This window comes from Acinetobacter sp. EKM10A (assembly GCF_011075215.1).
GTDB classification, from domain to species: Bacteria; Pseudomonadota; Gammaproteobacteria; order Pseudomonadales; family Moraxellaceae; genus Acinetobacter; species Acinetobacter baumannii.
Window position 1 is genome coordinate 294,848 of record NZ_JAALLK010000004.1, and the last position, 17,818, is coordinate 312,665.

General features: G+C 37.6%; 19 protein-coding genes and 1 pseudogene. 13 read left to right on the plus strand and 7 right to left on the minus strand.

The window, feature by feature from the left end:
* Positions 1-29 precede the first annotated feature (29 nt).
* The 8 genes from G9371_RS07865 to G9371_RS07900 all read left to right on the plus strand — a co-directional run bounded on the left by G9371_RS07865 (position 30) and on the right by G9371_RS07900 (position 8,773).
* The gene (locus tag G9371_RS07865; RefSeq protein ID WP_000840834.1) at positions 30-1,451 is read left to right on the plus strand and encodes an FAD-dependent oxidoreductase; all 1,422 of its coding nucleotides are present in this window, start codon (positions 30-32) and stop codon (positions 1,449-1,451) included.
* Positions 1,452-1,625: 174 nt separating this feature from the next.
* Positions 1,626-2,513, plus strand: coding sequence for a metal-dependent hydrolase (locus G9371_RS07870; RefSeq protein WP_001017320.1), 888 nt, complete (start codon positions 1,626-1,628; stop codon positions 2,511-2,513).
* Positions 2,514-2,643: 130 nt separating this feature from the next.
* Entirely contained in the window at positions 2,644-3,234 is a 591-nt protein-coding gene (locus tag G9371_RS07875; protein WP_000846931.1) for a LemA family protein, read from the plus strand.
* 21 nt (positions 3,235-3,255) lie between these two features.
* On the plus strand, positions 3,256-4,335 hold the full coding sequence (locus G9371_RS07880; protein ID WP_029424118.1) for a TPM domain-containing protein: 1,080 nt from the start codon (positions 3,256-3,258) through the stop codon (positions 4,333-4,335).
* Positions 4,329-4,889: a TPM domain-containing protein gene (locus tag G9371_RS07885; protein WP_004839782.1), complete on the plus strand. Its 561-nt coding sequence runs from the start codon at positions 4,329-4,331 to the stop codon at positions 4,887-4,889. Before G9371_RS07880 ends, G9371_RS07885 begins: the two co-directional genes overlap by 7 nt.
* A gap of 343 nt (positions 4,890-5,232) precedes the next feature.
* Positions 5,233-5,670, plus strand: a complete 438-nt coding sequence (locus G9371_RS07890; RefSeq protein ID WP_000993715.1) for a pilin — start codon at positions 5,233-5,235, stop codon at positions 5,668-5,670.
* A 57-nt stretch (positions 5,671-5,727) separates the two neighbouring features.
* The gene (locus tag G9371_RS07895; RefSeq protein WP_029424119.1) at positions 5,728-7,038 is read left to right on the plus strand and encodes an O-antigen ligase family protein; all 1,311 of its coding nucleotides are present in this window, start codon (positions 5,728-5,730) and stop codon (positions 7,036-7,038) included.
* A 106-nt stretch (positions 7,039-7,144) separates the two neighbouring features.
* Positions 7,145-8,773, plus strand: coding sequence for a PglL family O-oligosaccharyltransferase (locus tag G9371_RS07900; RefSeq protein WP_001195765.1), 1,629 nt, complete (start codon positions 7,145-7,147; stop codon positions 8,771-8,773).
* Positions 8,774-8,813: 40 nt separating this feature from the next.
* On the opposite strand, the gene bfr is transcribed toward G9371_RS07900, so the two are convergent.
* The 7 genes and pseudogenes from bfr to gmk all read right to left on the minus strand — a co-directional run bounded on the left by bfr (position 8,814) and on the right by gmk (position 13,725).
* Positions 8,814-9,278, minus strand: coding sequence for a heteropolymeric bacterioferritin subunit Bfr (gene bfr, locus G9371_RS07905; protein WP_000678123.1), 465 nt, complete (start codon positions 9,276-9,278; stop codon positions 8,814-8,816).
* Between the two features lie 244 nt (positions 9,279-9,522).
* The gene (locus tag G9371_RS07910) at positions 9,523-9,717 is read right to left on the minus strand and encodes a bacterioferritin-associated ferredoxin (RefSeq protein ID WP_000289091.1); all 195 of its coding nucleotides are present in this window, start codon (positions 9,715-9,717) and stop codon (positions 9,523-9,525) included.
* Positions 9,718-9,926: 209 nt separating this feature from the next.
* Complete coding sequence (locus G9371_RS07915; protein ID WP_000090000.1) at positions 9,927-10,310, minus strand: RidA family protein; 384 nt, start codon at positions 10,308-10,310, stop codon at positions 9,927-9,929.
* Between the two features lie 120 nt (positions 10,311-10,430).
* Positions 10,431-12,536, minus strand: coding sequence for a RelA/SpoT family protein (locus tag G9371_RS07920; RefSeq protein ID WP_029424120.1), 2,106 nt, complete (start codon positions 12,534-12,536; stop codon positions 10,431-10,433).
* Between the two features lie 39 nt (positions 12,537-12,575).
* Positions 12,576-12,706, minus strand: a pseudogene (locus G9371_RS07925) (hypothetical protein).
* Positions 12,707-12,744: 38 nt separating this feature from the next.
* Entirely contained in the window at positions 12,745-13,023 is a 279-nt protein-coding gene (gene rpoZ, locus G9371_RS07930; protein WP_000135049.1) for a DNA-directed RNA polymerase subunit omega, read from the minus strand.
* A gap of 72 nt (positions 13,024-13,095) precedes the next feature.
* Positions 13,096-13,725, minus strand: coding sequence for a guanylate kinase (gene gmk / locus G9371_RS07935; RefSeq protein ID WP_000015937.1), 630 nt, complete (start codon positions 13,723-13,725; stop codon positions 13,096-13,098).
* Between the two features lie 122 nt (positions 13,726-13,847).
* On the opposite strand from gmk, the gene ispH reads away from it, so the two are divergent.
* From ispH to G9371_RS07960, 5 genes are all read left to right on the plus strand, one after another.
* Positions 13,848-14,798: a 4-hydroxy-3-methylbut-2-enyl diphosphate reductase gene (gene ispH / locus G9371_RS07940; RefSeq protein ID WP_000407064.1), complete on the plus strand. Its 951-nt coding sequence runs from the start codon at positions 13,848-13,850 to the stop codon at positions 14,796-14,798.
* 169 nt (positions 14,799-14,967) lie between these two features.
* Positions 14,968-15,441: a Tfp pilus assembly protein FimT/FimU gene (locus G9371_RS07945; protein WP_001214067.1), complete on the plus strand. Its 474-nt coding sequence runs from the start codon at positions 14,968-14,970 to the stop codon at positions 15,439-15,441.
* Positions 15,435-15,995: a type IV pilus modification protein PilV gene (gene pilV / locus G9371_RS07950; RefSeq protein WP_002194578.1), complete on the plus strand. Its 561-nt coding sequence runs from the start codon at positions 15,435-15,437 to the stop codon at positions 15,993-15,995. Before G9371_RS07945 ends, pilV begins: the two co-directional genes overlap by 7 nt.
* Positions 15,996-16,997 carry a PilW family protein gene (locus G9371_RS07955; RefSeq protein ID WP_002132301.1) on the plus strand — a complete coding sequence of 334 codons (1,002 nt, stop codon included), beginning with the start codon at positions 15,996-15,998 and terminating at the stop codon, positions 16,995-16,997. It abuts the gene before it with no gap.
* Positions 16,994-17,812, plus strand: coding sequence for a PilX N-terminal domain-containing pilus assembly protein (locus G9371_RS07960; RefSeq protein WP_000149377.1), 819 nt, complete (start codon positions 16,994-16,996; stop codon positions 17,810-17,812). The genes G9371_RS07955 and G9371_RS07960 overlap by 4 nt, the downstream gene beginning before the upstream one ends.
* The last annotated feature ends 6 nt before the right edge of the window (positions 17,813-17,818 follow it).

Genomic DNA, 17,818 nt, shown 5'->3' on the forward strand with positions numbered 1-17,818 from the left:
GAAATCCGCGCCTACCCACGGAGAGAGACATGGCAGAACGCCTAAATAATGACTTTCAATTTCTGGATGTACCACGTCAAGATCCAGAGAAAAAAGATATTACTGTCCGCAAAGCAGAGTTTGTGGAAATTTATAAACCTTTTACTTCGGAAACTGTAACCAATCAGACGCACCGTTGTTTAGGTTGTGGTAACCCATATTGCGAATGGAAATGTCCTGTACATAACTACATTCCAAACTGGCTAAAACTCATTGCTGAAGGCCAAATTTTTCAGGCTGCTGAGCTTTGCCATCAAACAAATACTTTACCTGAGGTATGTGGTCGTGTATGTCCGCAGGACCGTTTGTGTGAAGGTGCTTGTACCTTAAATGATGGCTTTGGTGCAGTAACTATTGGTAATGCTGAAAAATATATCAATGACACGGCTTTTGCTTTGGGTTGGCGCCCAGATATGTCACATGTGAAGTGGACAGGTAAAAAAGTTGCAATCATTGGTGCAGGTCCAGCAGGCCTAGGCTGTGCCGACATTTTAGCTCGTGGCGGCGTTAAACCGGTGGTATTTGACAAGCGTCCTGAAATTGGTGGCTTACTAACATTTGGTATTCCAGAATTCAAAATGGAAAAAGATGTGATGAAGCGCCGCCGTGAAATTTTCACTGGCATGGGCATTGAATTCCGCTTAAATACTGAAATTGGTAAAGACGTCACGATTGATGAATTACTTGCTGAATATGATGCAGTATTCATGGGGATGGGAACTTATACCTACATGAAAGGTGGTTTCCCTGGTGAAGATCTTGACGGTGTTTATGATGCGCTTGATTTCTTAATCTCTAACGTGAACCGTTGTCAGGGATGGGAAAAGGACCCAAGTGAATACATTAGCATGGATGGTAAGAAAGTTATTGTTCTTGGTGGTGGTGATACCGCAATGGACTGTAACCGTACTTCATTACGTCAAGGTGCCCACGATGTAACTTGTGCATACCGCCGTGATGAAAGTAATATGCCGGGTTCTGCACGTGAAGTAAAAAATGCGTATGAAGAAGGTGTAAAGTTCTTATTTAACCGTCAACCAATCGAGATTGTTGGCGAAAATGGTAAGGTAACAGGCGTAAAAGTGGTAACGACACAAATGGGTGAACCAGATAGTCGTGGCCGCCGTAGTCCTGAGCCAATTCCGGGTTCTGAAGAAGTTTTACCTGCTGATGCAGTTTTGCTAGCGTTCGGTTTCCGTCCAAGCCCTGCTGACTGGTTTGGTAGTGTGAATATTAATCTTGATGGTTCTGGTCGTGTTGTTGCACCTGAGCAACAAGAATTTAAATTCCAAACATCTAACCCGAAAATTTTTGCGGGCGGTGATATGGTACGCGGTTCTGACTTGGTTGTGACTGCAATTTGGGAAGGTCGCCAAGCTGCAGAAGGTATTTTAGATTACCTTGGTGTTTAATCTAAAAAATCATTACTAAAATTTCTGATAAAGCCTGCGATATGTAGGCTTTATCTTTTTACCATTAGTCAGTTTGATGTTTTTGGCAAATACAATAAGCTTTTTTGCCCTGTTTAGCCCCTTAGTCGCAAGAGATACTCAAAGCTTCTTTCTTCAATACAATAGGTGTTGAATATGAATATCGCAGGCATGACGGCAGAAAAATCATATTTAAATCGTCGAAAAGCGTTGGGTATTACAGTGCGTCGCCTTGAGTTTAATCCTCAAGCTATCAAACGCTATTATTTTGCAAATTCGCCTTTAATGTCCCATTTTTTAACTGCACTCTCTTCAACATTTCCCGTAGGAGAACAGTTTTTTGTAAATAGCGTGCGTAATGTACGTGACAAAGTTTCCGATCCTCAATTACAGGCTCAGATTGCGGCATTTATTGGGCAAGAAGCAATGCATTCGAAAGCACATGGAGAGTTCAATGAGGCTTGGCGTCGTGATGACTATAATCTGGACCGCTTTCAAAACTGGTTGAATGAGCGTGACAAATATTTAAGAACAATTTCTCCTAAGCTGCAGCTAGCACTGACATGTGCATTTGAGCATTTTACGGCTTTGCTGGGGGGATATATTTTACAGCATCCAGAACTTCTAAAAACTTTGGATCAAGATGCGCTAAAGCTTTGGGTTTGGCATGCTATAGAAGAAATTGAGCATCGTTCAGTTGCATTCGATGTCTATCAACAGGTATATGGTGATGACCGTATTCGTCGTTTACTCATGCGGAGTGTCACTACAGGGTTTGCAAGTCTTGCTTTTTATGGGACAACTCGTTTATTTTGGCAAGATAAATGGAAGAGCTTACCTAAAATCGGAGGTAACTTATTTGGGCTATATTTGCTTGCTAAAATGCTTATACAGCTAACTCCTGAATATTTTGCTTATTACAAAAAGGACTTCCACCCGAGTCAAAAAGATTATGGTCATATGGTCGATTATTGGAAAAGTTATTTGGCTGATGAATATCAAATGACAAGTTTCCAAGAGGAAAAAAATCCAAGACCAAGCTAATAAAAAACCGGATTTAAAAATCCGGTTTTTTTAAATCTATAAAATAAAAGCAACACAATAATGCCAAAATCGTCATACAATCGGGAAAAGTGGTTAAAAATATAAAGAAAAACTTGAGGATAATGTGACGATGAAAACGTTTAAACAACTTGCTATCGCGACAACACTTGCCAGTACCTTACTATTTTCAGGCTGTGGCTATAATACCTTACAGGTTAAAGATGAAGCTGTAACAGCGGCTTGGTCTGAAGTACAAAACCAATATCAACGTCGTGCCGATCTAGTTCCAAATCTGGTAAATGTTGTAAAAGGTTATGCTAAACATGAAGAACAGGTTTTAACAGAAGTCACTCAAGCACGTGCCAATGTTGCAGGCTTGAAGGTTGATAAAGAAGTATTAGAAGACCCAGCATTACTTGAAAAATATCAACAGGCACAAAGCCAGTTAACTGGGGCATTATCTCGACTTATTGCCGTTTCAGAAAATTACCCGGATTTAAAAGCCAATACCCAATTCCAAGAATTGCAAGTTCAGCTTGAGGGAACAGAAAACCGAATTGCTGTTGCCCGTAATCGTTATATTACAACTGTTCAGGACTATAACGCTTATGTTCGTCAGTTCCCACAAGCAGTAACAGCAAAAGTGATTGGCATGCATCCTAAAGCCAATTTCTCTGCAGAAGCATCTGCTCAGCAGGCTCCAAAAGTTTCTTTTGATTAATTTAAATCAAAGGAGTGCCGCATGAGAAATACTATATTGCTTCAGTCTAAGCAAATTAGGGTATTCGTTATTACCTTAATTGTTCTCTGCTGTGGTGTTCTGTTTCAGAGTGCGGCTTGGAGTGAGAATAATATTGCCACTGCTACCGATGAAACGGATACGGTAGTGGCAGGCAAAATTATTCAACAGCAGCAAGCTCAAGCATCTAAGCCTCAAATAAATTCTCAGGCAGCTTCGAGTGTCACACCTCAAACGCAAGTTGCAAATGATATGGCTGATGGTGAATCAATTCGCGGTTTACCAACATTAAATCAACCTGTCATTGATCAAGCTAACATTTTGAGTGAAACCGAAAAACAACAGCTTAGCCAGAAAATCTTAAATCTGTACCAGCAAGGTAAAGCACAAATAGGTATTGTGATTGTACCAACTACAGGTCAAGAAGATATTTTTGATTATGCTTTGCGAGTAGGTGAAAAATGGCAACTCGGTTCGAGTAAACGAGATAATGGCTTACTTATCGCAGTTGCAATTAATGACCATAGAATACAGATTCTAACTGGATACGGTTTAGAGGGAGTATTACCTGATATTGTTGCAAGTCGAATTATTCGAAATCAAATTACCCCTTATTTTAAACAAGCCCAATATGCTCAAGGACTAAATGCAGGACTTGATGAAATTGGAAGAATTTTAAATTTAGATCCGGAAGTTGCTCAGCAAGCTGCTCAAGATTTAAAAGAACGCCAACATCAAGCTGCCGAAGAACAACAAGCCAAACAAACAACGCTTACAATGGCTTTATTTATTCTTGTTGCTGGAGTTGTAGGATCATTTATTGTCGGTCGACCACTTAGCGCGTCAACAGCTGGCGTTGCGGCAGCGGTAGCTGGTTTTGTAAATGGTGCTGGCATAGTAATGAGTTTACTACTGGGTTTTGGTATTTTCTTTTTACTCATAACTTCAATTGCCCAACTGATTTTACAGGCTATTCTGAGTGGAGCTAGTGGCGGCGGACGCGGAGGAGGTTTTGGCGGTGGTGGCGGAGGCTATGGCGGCGGTGGACGTTTTGGCGGTGGAGGTGCTTCAGGCTCATGGTAACAACATCAGAAACAACCCAAATTATTACTCACCCAAAAATTGAGGAATCTGTAGAGCCAAGTTTAAAACGTTGGTTTAAGCATTTTTGTTATTTACCAGCAAGTAGCAGATATTTCTCCAAACAAGATAAACAAGCTATTGCTGAGGCTGTACAGCAAGCAGAGCATGGACATGTTGGCGAAATACAGGTTGTCATAGAAGGCCATATCCCATGTTCACAAGCGTATAGACAAAATACACGTTTACGAGCCCAGCAATTATTTGCAGAACTGGGTGTTTGGGATACAGAGCTCAATAGTGGTGTATTACTCTATTTAAATTTGTGTGAACGCACAGTGGAAATCATCTTTGATCGTGGGATTAGGAATGCAACTACTGAACAAATATGGCAGCAGATTTGTAAGTCGATTGTAGAGAAGCTTCAACAAAAGCAATATCAGAAAGCTGTAGTTACAGGAGTTCAGCAAATTGGAGAAGTGATGTCACGCTTTTACGATGAAAATATGCCAGATCAATTAAATGAATTAGGTAATGCACCTATTATTATTAATTAAATGATTAACTCAAAAACTTAACTGTTTATAGAATTTATTGCTCAATAAGGTGACTGACAAAAAATGTCACCTATTTGTTTATTTTTATAGAGATTTTTATCACATTCGATATTAAAAAAATGAAATAGACAATAAATTAATTTTTATCGGTGATTTAATTCTACTAAATTCCTAGTGACAATTTTTGTCAGTTTATTACAGCTTAAGCTATTAAAAATAAGACTCAATAAATTATAAGTTTATGTTTTTTAACAATAATAAAAGTTGGCATGGTTGCTGCAATATATTTCATAGCTGAAAAAGCTTATATAAAAACATATATACAATCTTTGGGGAAAAGGCTATGAATGCACAAAAAGGTTTTACATTAATCGAACTCATGATCGTAGTTGCCATTATTGGTATTTTGGCTGCGATTGCGATTCCTGCTTATCAAAACTACATTGCTAAGTCACAAGTAAGTACTGGTTTAGCTGATATTACTGCTGGTAAGACAAACGCAGAAACTAAATTAGCAGAAGGTTTAACTGCGGCATTAACTGATGTAGAAGCTTTAGGCTTACAAAAATCTACGAATGCTTGTAGTACTATTACAACCAGTATCGGAACTAATGGTGCAAGTAATATTACTTGTACATTGAAAGGTACATCACAAATTAATAGTAAAAAAATTGAATGGATCCGTGATGCAGATAATGCTACAAATGGTACGACAGGTGCTTGGCGCTGTAAAACTGATGTAGCTGAAAACTTACGTCCTAAATCATGTGGTGCTTCTTAATAGTTAATTAATAAAAAGAGAGGTTGCGGCCTCTCTTTTTTATTGAAGAAAATAAATATGTTAAAGAAAAATATTTTACTGTTTGTGATAGTAATCTATCTTATTACAGCACTATTGGGATACCAAATTGGCTGGTCTATTTCGCAATATGACGAACTTCGTTTATTGCAGTTTCCTTTAGCGTTATGTGCTTTATTAATATTAATCTCCGCAAAAAAACTAAAATACTCAATTTATAGTCAAATTAATTTTTTTATTATTGGGGTATTTATATTAATTCAACACATAAATTGGGGAATTTTTGAGTTTCAAGAGCTTTGGTCTGCGATAGCATTACTTTTTATATTTTCTGCCTTAACATATGAGTTAAGGAATATAAAAAATATAGAGCATGGTATTGCACTAATTGTAGTTACAGCAATTATTCCATGTTTATTTATTTTGATTTCTATTTTTAATTTTATTATCCATCAACAATGGTTTGATTGGCAGTTTAACTCTGGCACCATTCGGATTTATGATAGTGTTATTGTTCCCTTGTTTTTCTTCCTGATTTATCTAAAAAATAAGAAATATCCTTATATCTCTTATTTTTACCCTATAGTAATTTTCTTTTTTGCTTTAGCATGGTTTTTTGATGGAGCTAGGTCTGCTTTACTTGCGGTAATGACAGGATTGTTAGTTCTCTTTATATATTCTAAAGAAAATCGAAAGCTTATTTTGCAAAGCTGTATTTATATTTTTTTAGCTTTTTTTATTTATAAAATCACTATTTTTTTAGCTGAAAAAAATACAATGACTGTAATACGAATGGGAACATCGCTGCGCGCAGAAATGTGGAAGTTTGTATTTAAACAATGGAAACAGCACCCATTTACTGGGGTTGGTGGTGGATACTTGTCTAAAATACAGTATGCGTATGGACATCATATACATAATCTATATTTAAGACTTATTTTTGAATGGGGCATTATAGGTCTCATATTCTGTATATGGATGTTGACCCAATTAATTGGTTTATTTAAAGATAAAACTGTTTCACTAATTTTGAAAGTTGGTGTGATCGCCGTTTTAGTTGATGCAATGTTCTCAGGTAGTATGGTGTACCCAGCGTCACAAATTGCCTGTGTATTATTTATAGCTTTTACTTTTTCTCATAGAGAGTTAACTTCTAGTTCCCAATATTCTTCTAAATCGACAAAAATACTGATTGCTTTATGGGGAGTTTTATTCTTATACATCACAATAATGTATTTAGGGCAAGATTTAACTTGTTGGAGTTGCGGAAGCTATGGAGGACGAATGGCTCCAAACTTTTGGTTTTATGGTGGTGCGGAGCACTTAGTACCAGCTTCAAAAATTCCTTAACTTTTGAAGTAAAATTTATCAAAGCCTTTTCATATAGACTCATACATTTTTCTTTAGGGTTCCATGTATAATTTCACCCATTTCTAATAGTCTCAAACCTGTCACTATGCAAGTATTCTTTCTGTTCCTCGCAGCAATTTTGTTGGGTTTTGCGTGGTTATCACCATTTCACTATAACCCTTGGGTAATGTTTTCTAGTGAAATGAGTACTTTTGCGGCAGGTTTAAGTGTCTTAGCTGCACTTTTTTATCAAAATATTAAAATTCCGCGTGCACAATTATTGCTATTGCCATTTATTTTAATTCCAGTGGTGCAGTGGGCTTTTGGTCTAGTTTTTGATTTTAGTACAGCTTTGTTAAGTTCACTTTACTTATTAGGCTTCTGGTTTATGGTTGTGGCGGGTTATAACTTGTCACTAGATCAACAAAAGCGAGATCAAATTTTTACAGGCTTTAGTTTATTACTGATTATTGTATCAATTGCGACCAGTTTTATTGCGATATGCCAATGGTTAAATATTGAGTCTCATTTTGTGCATATGTTGCATTTAATTGGTAACCGTCCTTACGGCAACTTTGGTCAACCTAACAATATGGCAACCTTTCTGATTATGGGGCTATTAGGTTGTCTATTTTTATATGAAAAGAATAAAGCAACAGTTTGGTTACTTTTCCCTTCAGCACTTATTATCTTGTTTACAATCGCTTTAAGCCAATCAAGAACTTCTTGGGTGGTTTTTCCATTTTTACTTATCTATTGGATAGTTAAACTATTTGGAAAACAAAAAAGATTTGGTTTTATTCAAGGGTTCTTGTGGTGTGCTGGTTTTTTTGTAATAGCCGGCGTAATTCTGCCATTTGCTACTAGTTTAATTGAAGCATGGTCGAGCGCTGATGTAGCCCAAGCAAGTAGTTTAGTTGAAAGAGCAAGCTCTGGATATCTACGTTTTAATATCTGGACCCAAATGCTACTTGCTGTACAGCAACATCCTTGGTTGGGGTATGGTTGGAACCAAACCAGTGTAGCGCAAATGTCAGCCTATGCTCTTTTTCCAACAACTGAGTGGACGACCAGTGCCCATAATATTTTATTAGATCTCATCATCTGGAACGGTATCCCAATAGGTATAGTCATTATTGCTTACTTTGCATGTTGGTTCCTTTGGCTAAACCAGCAGGCTAAAGAAACTATCTCAATTATTGCAATTATGATGGTGTGTACCGTACTCATTCATGCCATGTTAGAGTTTCCTCAACGCTACGCTTACTTCTTACTTACTTGTGGATTTTTATTAGGCATAATTCAGGCACAGACACCTGTACTCAAAGGTATTGTGCTCAACAAGCAGGTTCTTCGTTTAATTTGGGGAGTCAGTTTAATACTTCTGCTAGCAATTTGGCGTGACTATAATGTCTATGTCACAAATAGTAATTTGTTGTTTAAGAATAAACAGCCAAATGCTGAGGTTTTGGGAAGTAATCAGATTTTTGTTTTAACGCAGTTTGAGCAGCGTCTAAAATGGATTGAGATGAAGCCTGAAACTACTTTATCTGATGCTGATTTAGCAGTGTGGGGTAATTTTGTGAAGAATAAAGCGACGCCTTATAACTTGCGTAAATATGCCCAGCTACTTGCCTATAATGGAAAAGTAGAACAGGCCGAGCAACAAATATTTATTTTGCAGCATCTTTATCGACAGCAAATAACTTTGGCAGAGTTGTTAAAAGATAAATAAAAAAATCCCCTTGAATACAAGGGGATTTTTTTATGAGAAATTACATTTGGCTTTGAATATAATTTTCGATACCAACACTGCCAATAAGATCAATTTGAGTATCTAACCAATCCCAATATTCTTCCTCTTTTTCTAAGATTTCTTGTACCAAATCACGCGTTACATAGTCTTGTTCTGTTTCGGCTAAAGCGACCGCTTTCTGAATTGCTTCAATATTTTCTTTTACTTTACGGATGTCACATTGCAGAACTTCTTCTGTATGTTGACCGATATACAATTTACCTAAGTGTTGAAGATTAGGGAGACCTTCTAAAAATAAGATACGCTCAATAATTTTGTCAGCATGCTTCATTTGGCGAATTGATTCTTTATATTCGGCAGAACCGAGTTGTTCAATTCCCCAATCATTAAACATACGAGAGTGTAAAAAGTATTGATTAATTGCAGTTAAATGATGATACAGCACTTGGTTGAGCTGATTAATGACATCACGATTGCCTTTCATTGTAGCTACTCCAAAACAATTTCTGCCTTAATTCAATTAAGGCAATCTATAAATTCATTTTAGTGAACAATCATGGATATGGCGAGTAATTTATGGAACAGCAAATGAAAATCGCAATCAAAAACAACACAATATTGGTAAATGTGAATTCCCTTCCAAAAAAAACCGCTTCAATGAGGAACATTTAACGTTCCGCAAAAAGCGGTGGAGGAGTCAATAAATTTTTGTTAAATATTAATTTTTATTATGCAGCTACAGAAATGCGAGCAGCAATTTCTGCTAATTCTTCACTAATAATAGCACGTGCTTCTGGTGCACAGCGTCCACAGCAAGTACCAAGATCAAGCAAATCGCGAATTTCACGATAGCTTTCAGCGCCATTTTCAATAGCGTCTTTAATATCCTGATCGGTAATGCCACGACACAAGCAAACGTACATGGGAGTGATCCCCAAATATAAATGCGATAATTGATATTATTGATAATTATTATCGTTTGTCAATGAAATTCATTTAAAATCTCATTTATCATTATTGGGATTTTGGATAAAAAAATACCACCTAAGCGGAAATCTGAGAGTTACTCAGCTTTTTAAGCTGGGGTGGTATCTAATTTTAGAGCTAAATAATTTCTAGTTAATATTTTATCTTACTGATTAATAATAACAATTCCATCCATTTCAACTAAAGCCCCTTTAGGCAGGCTTGCTACACCAAGTGCAGCACGAGCTGGGTATGGTTGAGCAAAATATTCGCCCATAATTTGGTTAACGAGTTGGAAATTAGATAAATCAGTAAGAAAAATATTGAGCTTTGCAATATCTGCAAGTGTGCCGCCTGCAGCTTCACATACTGCTTTAAGGTTATCAAAAACACGGCGGATTTGAGCTTCAATACCGTCTACAAGTTCCATACTGTAAGGATCTAAACCAATTTGCCCTGATAAATATAGTGTGTTACCTACTAAAATGGCTTGAGAATATGTGCCGATGGCAGCAGGGGCATTTTCAGTATGAATGACTTGACGGGACATTTGGTTCTCCTTGATTAAATCTTTTTTCATCATAATCGATGATACGTTTTGACAAAAGTATCATCGATTTAATTGATTAAGTACTTCTAGAAGTTAGATTTTAGTAAAGCAGAACAAATTTTAGCTGACTTTGGAAATTTCCATTTGTGGAGCAGGGGCGTCTAGACGCTCAATACGTGGGAAGCCATAGTGCATTCGTAAATCACGAATGACTTTTGCAATATGTTTACGGTTGTTTACTACAATATTGACGAAAGTACGCTGTTCGTTGGAATGTACCATTTCTACCCCAGCATTATTTTTACGACATTGGTAGATGAGGTCTGATACCTGTTCATCATTCATTGCCATATAAATCGCAAGGTAAGCAGTAAAACGTACATCATCTACGTCATCTGCTTTCCATTGAAGCGGCATAATATTTTCTGGGTGTAAATGTTGTTCATGAAGCAAATTATGACAACGAATACGATGCACAATTAAACCACGTCGTGTTAAATGGCCTTGAATTGGGTCGCCTAAAATAGGATTACAACAGTGGGCATATTTAACATCAATGCCTTCAGTACCTTGAATTAGTCGATCTGAATTTTCTGCTCGAGGATGCTTGTCATTTGCAAACAAATGGTTAGCTACAAGTTGAGGAAGTAAATCTCCAACAGCAATTTGCTCAAATAATGCATCTTTATTATCAATATGACGCCATTTTAAGAGATCTAACCAATCTGCATCTGAAAGGTCGTTAATAGAACGATTAAAGAGTTTCAAAGCTCTTGAAAGTGCTTGGGCACCAACTAAACGTTGTTCTTCAATATCTTGGTCTTTGAGTACGTGCTGTAAAGCACGGCGAGCTTTTTGAGTGTTAATGAAGCTCAACCAATCTGGATTTGGCGTTGCTAAAACGTCAGTAATAATCTCAATAACCTGCCCACTAACTAATGGTGTAGAAAGTGGCTTAATTTCACCATCAACTTTTGCACCTACCGCATGGTTGCCTAAGAAAAGACTAGCTGAGTAGGCAAAATCAACTACTGTGGCACCTTGTGGTAATTCATGTAACTGGCCGTGTGGTGTGTAAACCCAAATTTTTTCTTGATGTAAATAATCAAGTAAGTCATTAAAAGTCGTTTTAGCGCATTCACCATCAATGAGTGTATTTAGGTTCTGCATGGAAGCTTGAATGGCAGAGCGGCAAGTTTGTGGAGCATTTTCGCCGAGTACTACACCGAAACGTGCAGCTTTACGCATCAACTCAGTTTGAATAGTGAGCGATAAGGTAGTTTTTTCACCCTTAAGCTTGATCATTAATGACTGATTGCCACCTGGTAACGGGCGGCGGATATGATCTTGATATTGGATGACCTGAAAATTTTCTTTTAAGGCTGCTACTAAACGATCGCAGTCTGCAATGGATTGCAAAACAATTTCAAAGGCATGGCTATGAGTAAGTTCTTGTAAATCCATTTCATTTTTTACGAAATGGCGTAAGAGCTCAATATTATTATTTTTCTTTTTAATTCGACCTTGAATATGATAATTGTGGAGAAGCTCCGCAAGATTTTGTTCCCAGATACTTTGGTATTTACATCGCTCTGGCTTGGTTTGAAGCAACGCATTTTGAACGTTATCAAACATATCTAAATCGAGATTTTGATAACATAAATTTTCAAGGTTATCGGCCATTTCATTCATGCCGACTAATCTTGCCATAGGTACGAAAATATCAAAGGTTTCTTGAGCAATACGAGCACGTTTATCGGGACGTAAGGCGCCCAATGTGGTCATATTGTGGTAGCGATCAGCTAGTTTAATAATAATGACGCGTGGATCTTGCAAAGTAGCTTGTAGAATTTTTCTAAAAGAAGCAGCTTTATTATATTCTTTATCGCTCGACTGGCTTAGTTTGGTTACGCCATCAACAAGCTCTGCAACTGTTTGTCCAAATCGCTCAATAATATCGTCTTTTGTATATTGAGTGTCTTCAATGACATCATGTAAAAGTGCAGCCATTAATGTTTCAGGATCTAGGCGCATATTCGCTAAAATACAGCTAACCGCGATAGGATGCAGAATATAAGGTTCACCACTTTTACGGGTAATACCAGTGTGTGCCAGATCTCCAAAATCGCAGGCAGCAAGCACTTTTTCGACTTCACTTACCGATAAGTAAGGGTCGATAATTAATTTGAGCTGTTGCTTGGCTTGGCTGACCTCTTCGCCTGGCATAGACCACCCTTTTTCTGTTGCTTAAAAAACTAAATCTATCTACTTCTTAATGAAAAGCATATTGCGGAACTTGTCAATTTTTTCGCTTGAAAAAGTGTATTTTTTTTTCAATGAAAATAATTGCTTTTACCAATATGTTTTAAATATGCATAAGCCAAATAAAAAACCATCGCAAAAAAACGATGGTTTTTTATAGAAACAGGAATAATTAGAAAGAAAAACCTTCTAAATTTAAGCTGTTTGTAGAAAGGGCAAGATCAAGACTAGAAGTTTGGTAATCTTGCTCACGTTGTTTAAGAATTTCTTTCGTTACGTGACCTACAGCGATTTCACGTAAAGCAACAACTGTTGGTTTGTCGTTATCCCATTCTACAGTTGGCTCCATGCCTTGACGTGCCAATTGACGAGCACGTTTACTTGCAACGAGCACAAGCTCAAAACGGTTGTCTACATGATCTAAACAATCTTCAACGGTGACGCGTGCCATAAAAGTTCTCGTTTTGGAATGGTAAATTTGAACAGACTAAATAGTATAAAAGGCTTTCGTTCCAGACTCAAGTTATTCCTGTTTTGGTTGTGGAGTAATCAAGTCTTGAATTAGATTTTGATGTCTTTTTGCCTGTTGAGATAAGACTAAACGATTTGCTGTAATGACGGCTTCAAGCTCATGTAGGGCTTTATTAAAGTCATCATTAATGATGATATAGTCGAAATTTACGTAATGCTGCATGTCTTCAACAGCACAGCTTAAGCGGTGTTCAATAACTTCAACAGAGTCTGTACCACGGTTAGATAAACGTTGACGTAAATCGAATTGAGTAGGTGGTAAAATAAAGATCTGTTTAGATTCAGGAAACAGCTTGCGTACTTGCTCTGCACCTTGCCAGTCAATTTCAAGCAAGACATCATGTCCTTGAGCTAACTGTTGTTTTACGGTTGCTTGTGAAGTGCCGTAGTAATTACCAAATACTTCAGCATATTCGATAAATCCACCTTGGTTCACTTGGTCTAAAAATTCATCTTTTGTTGTGAAGTGATAGTGAACACCATCTAACTCACCTGGTCGTTGACCTCGGGTAGTATGCGAAACTGAAACATGTAAATTGCTCACACGGTCAAGTAGGGCTTTCACCAAAGATGTTTTGCCCGTTCCTGATGCAGCAGAAACGACAAACAATAGACCCGACATGATATTTTTCCTGATATGATAAAATATCTTCGCTATTGTAGTGTACCGTGCGTTTAAACTGAATAGTTTTAACTGCAAATATTTACGAGAAGTTCCCCTGTTTTATTAATTTTGAGGCTGTTATGGAAATTGTGTTAGCTAATCCGCGTGGTTTTTGTGCCGGTGTTGATCGAGCCATAGCAATCGTCAATCGGGCTTTGGAATGTTTTAATCCTCCTATTTATGTACGTCATGAAGTTGTACACAATAAATTTGTGGTAGATGACTTACGCCAAAGAGGGGCTGTTTTCGTTGATGAGCTGGACCAAGTGCCAGATGATTCTATTGTAATTTTCAGTGCGCACGGTGTTTCAAAGGCAGTTCAGCAAGAAGCAGAGCGTCGAGGCTTAAAAGTTTTTGATGCGACTTGTCCATTGGTGACTAAAGTACATATTGAAGTAACTAAATATGCTCGCGAAGGGACAGAAGCTATTTTAATTGGTCATGAAGGGCACCCAGAAGTTGAAGGTACAATGGGACAATATGACAAATTAAAAGGTGGCGATATTTATCTGGTTGAAGATGAGGCTGATGTGGCAGCACTCGAGGTTAGACATCCGGAAAAATTAGCATTTGTTACGCAAACGACCTTATCTATTGATGATACAGCAAAAGTGATTGATGCTTTGCGTGCGAAATTCCCGAATATTCAAGGTCCGCGTAAAGATGACATCTGTTATGCAACTCAAAATAGACAAGATGCAGTACGTGACTTAGCTGAAAAATGTGATGTTGTGCTGGTTGTTGGCTCACCTAACTCGTCAAATTCGAATCGTTTACGTGAGCTTGCTGAGCGTATGGGGAAAGCTGCTTATCTAGTAGATAATGCAGATCAACTTGAACAATCATGGTTCAATGATACTTGTAAAATTGGTGTTACAGCGGGAGCTTCAGCTCCAGAAATTTTAATTAAGCAAGTGATTCAACGTTTACAAGATTGGGGAGCTCAGGCGCCTAAAGAATTAGAAGGACGTGAGGAAAATATTACTTTTAGTCTTCCTAAAGAATTACGTATTCATGTGACCCAGGCATAAAATGTGACTTATTTAACATACTGATTTTAAATAGTTAAACAGATAATTGTTAACATGACAGTTATCTGTTTTTTTATACCCTTTGTCTGTTTTGTATTTGTTTTGTAATTTGTAAAAGTAAAATTTAAATAAGAAATAAAAAATTTTAGTTTTATTTGGGGTTCTGGGGATGAGGGGAATTATTCCACAAGAAGGGTTCACCTTGGTCGAGCTAATGGTGACGATTGCAGTCATGGCTATTATTGCACTGATGGCTGCGCCATCAATGTCAAATTTATTAGAAAGTAAACGTTTAGATGGTAATCAAAGAGACTTAATCAACACTTTATCAGAAGCGAAAAGTCAGGCAATTTTAGGACGTCAGAATGTTTCTGTTAACTTGAACTCAACAGCTTCAAATACACCCACTTCATTAAATTGGCAGACAGCTTCTAATAATACTCTTGAGCTAAAAAATATAGCCGCTGATGGTACGCAAAGTTCTTTAACGACTACCACTTTAGCTTTTAACGCAAATGGAGTAGTGGCAAATATAACTCAAGATACGCTTTTATCTATTTGTAATTCTAGAATAAATAAAAAGAAAGTCATTATTTTGACCAAGCTTGGCACTTTAGTTTTTAAGGCCGAGGAGACTTGTTAATGCATCACTATAAGCAAAAAGCCCAAGCTGGGGTGGGCTTACTCGAAGTTTTGGTTGCCTTAATTTTACTTGCTATTGGAGTTTTAGGTTATGTTGCCTTGCAGCTAAGAGCTATGGATGCATCTTCAGAAGCATTAAGTAAATCTCAAGCCATTCTAGTGATGAGGGGATTAGCAGAAAATATCCGTACAAATAGTACTCAAGCTAGCCAGTATCCTACATTTGTGCGTAGTTATAGCAACTATACATCTGATACTCCTGCACCCACGTCATGTTTTAACTCTCTATGTACTGCCTCCCAACTCGCTCAATTTGATGCCTATCAAGCAGCTAGAAATGCTAATCAACTGGGTATGAGAATTACGATGTCAAATTGCCCTGGCGTTACAAATACAATGGTGCAACAACGCCAGTGCCTATTTGTCTTTTGGGGTAAAACTGCGCCAGTGATTACTACAAATGGAACAAATACTAGTGTGGATGTTTCAAGTTGTATGAGTAATAACGGTGTTTACGTGAATAATTCAACTTGCTTAATGATGGAGGCATATTAAATGGCTCAATCATTTATTTCTAATAAAGAACAAGGTTTTACCTTGATTGAACTTATAGTCGCCTTAGCTTTAGGCCTAATATTAGTGGCTGCTGCAACACAGCTATTTATTGGAGGGCTTTTATCGAGCCGATTGCAAAAGGCCAATGCTGAAATCCAGGACAGCGGTATTTTTGGTTTGGAATATATGGCACGTGATATACGGCTTCTAAATTATGGAAATGTTGTAAATCCACAATTAACAGATACAACGCCTTGGGGAGGTATTGTATTAACAGGTTCAACAGCAACAAATGCCAACAATATTAATTTTATTCCAAAAGTTGATACAAATACTTATATTCCGGAAGCGTTATTAAGCCGTGGTGCAGGTGATACGGTAAGTACAGTGAATAACCACTGGAAAGGTCTTTCAAATATACAGAATAGTTCAAATGCTGAAGTACAAAGCGATCAACTGACTATTCAATTCATTGCCCCGACCAATATGACTAATTGTGAAGGTGTGAATGTGTTAGCGGGGGACCTAATAGTTCAACGGTATTTTTTACGTGTTGATAATAATGGTAGCTCTCAACAGGATTATGCACTTGCATGTGATGCGAATACCCCTGCGGTTAGTGCTACAGCTCAACCTGATATCGTTAATGGATTAGGAGATGCAGGCCAAATTATACTGCCTCGTATTGACCATTTTCATGTCTTATTAGGTACGAAAAACGCAGCTGGTAATTTTGCTTATTACACAATTCCTCAGTATCGGGTGGCTGCACAAGCTGCTCGAGATGCGAGTCCAGCTGTGGCTGCTCCAAGAATTCTGTCAATACAAATATCGGTATTAGCCCGTTCTACAAATAATGCTCAAAATAAGGCAATAGACCCTAATCAGTCTTTTCTTATGCTAGATCAGAATGTGCATGCTGCTGATAACAGAAATCGCTTTTTGCGACGCGTATATAGCGTGACAATTGCTTTACGCAATGCAATGGGGGAAACAATATGACCCATTTAAATTATAAAAATATTAAAGGTCGATCTAAGGAAACGGGTGCTACACTTATTGTTGTACTTATTATTTTATTGATTGTTATTTCTGTCGGGGTTTTGGCAATAAGAGTAGCGATTGTTTCTCTAAAAGTTGCAACTAATAGCCAAGTTGGCCAATTAAACTTTCAATCTTCAGATACTCCGTTAGAGCTTATTGTACAGATGAACCCAACCACATTGACAAATATTACCAATGTGATTGGAGCAGCACTGAAAGCACATGAAAGTAACCCTGGTGCGGAATATAACTTTTGCTATAAACCAACTTCTACATCTGTAAGTTTTGCTCAAACTCGGGGAGCAAGTTTGCTTCGAGCTGGCAGCGCCAATAATGCTGTGGTTGAAGACGGTGGAGTAGCAGGTTTCTGCGATTTAACAAGTGACTATGGGAGTAATCGTCAAGCGGTAGTTACTCAAGTTGCTGTCAGTATCCCAACCGATGCCATGCCTGATATTCCGGGTTCAAATCTACCTCGGGACATAAATCTTTCCGAAGGAACCCAACTTCCTAAAAGTATGCTATCTACGCAACGTATTCGGGTTATTACAACAGCGTTTTTACCTGCTTATGCATCAACCTCTTTAGAAACTTTGCAATCTGATTGCTTAAGTACGAGTTCCGCAAAAATTAGTGACAACTTTGATAGTGCATTAACGGATAAGCAAACCCTAGCTGATTGTTTGGCAAACCATAACGTACCTTTTAGTACTCAAGTTCAAGAATTTAACTATACCAATAAGCTGACTGAAATCACGGCACCAGGTTCATAATGGGGA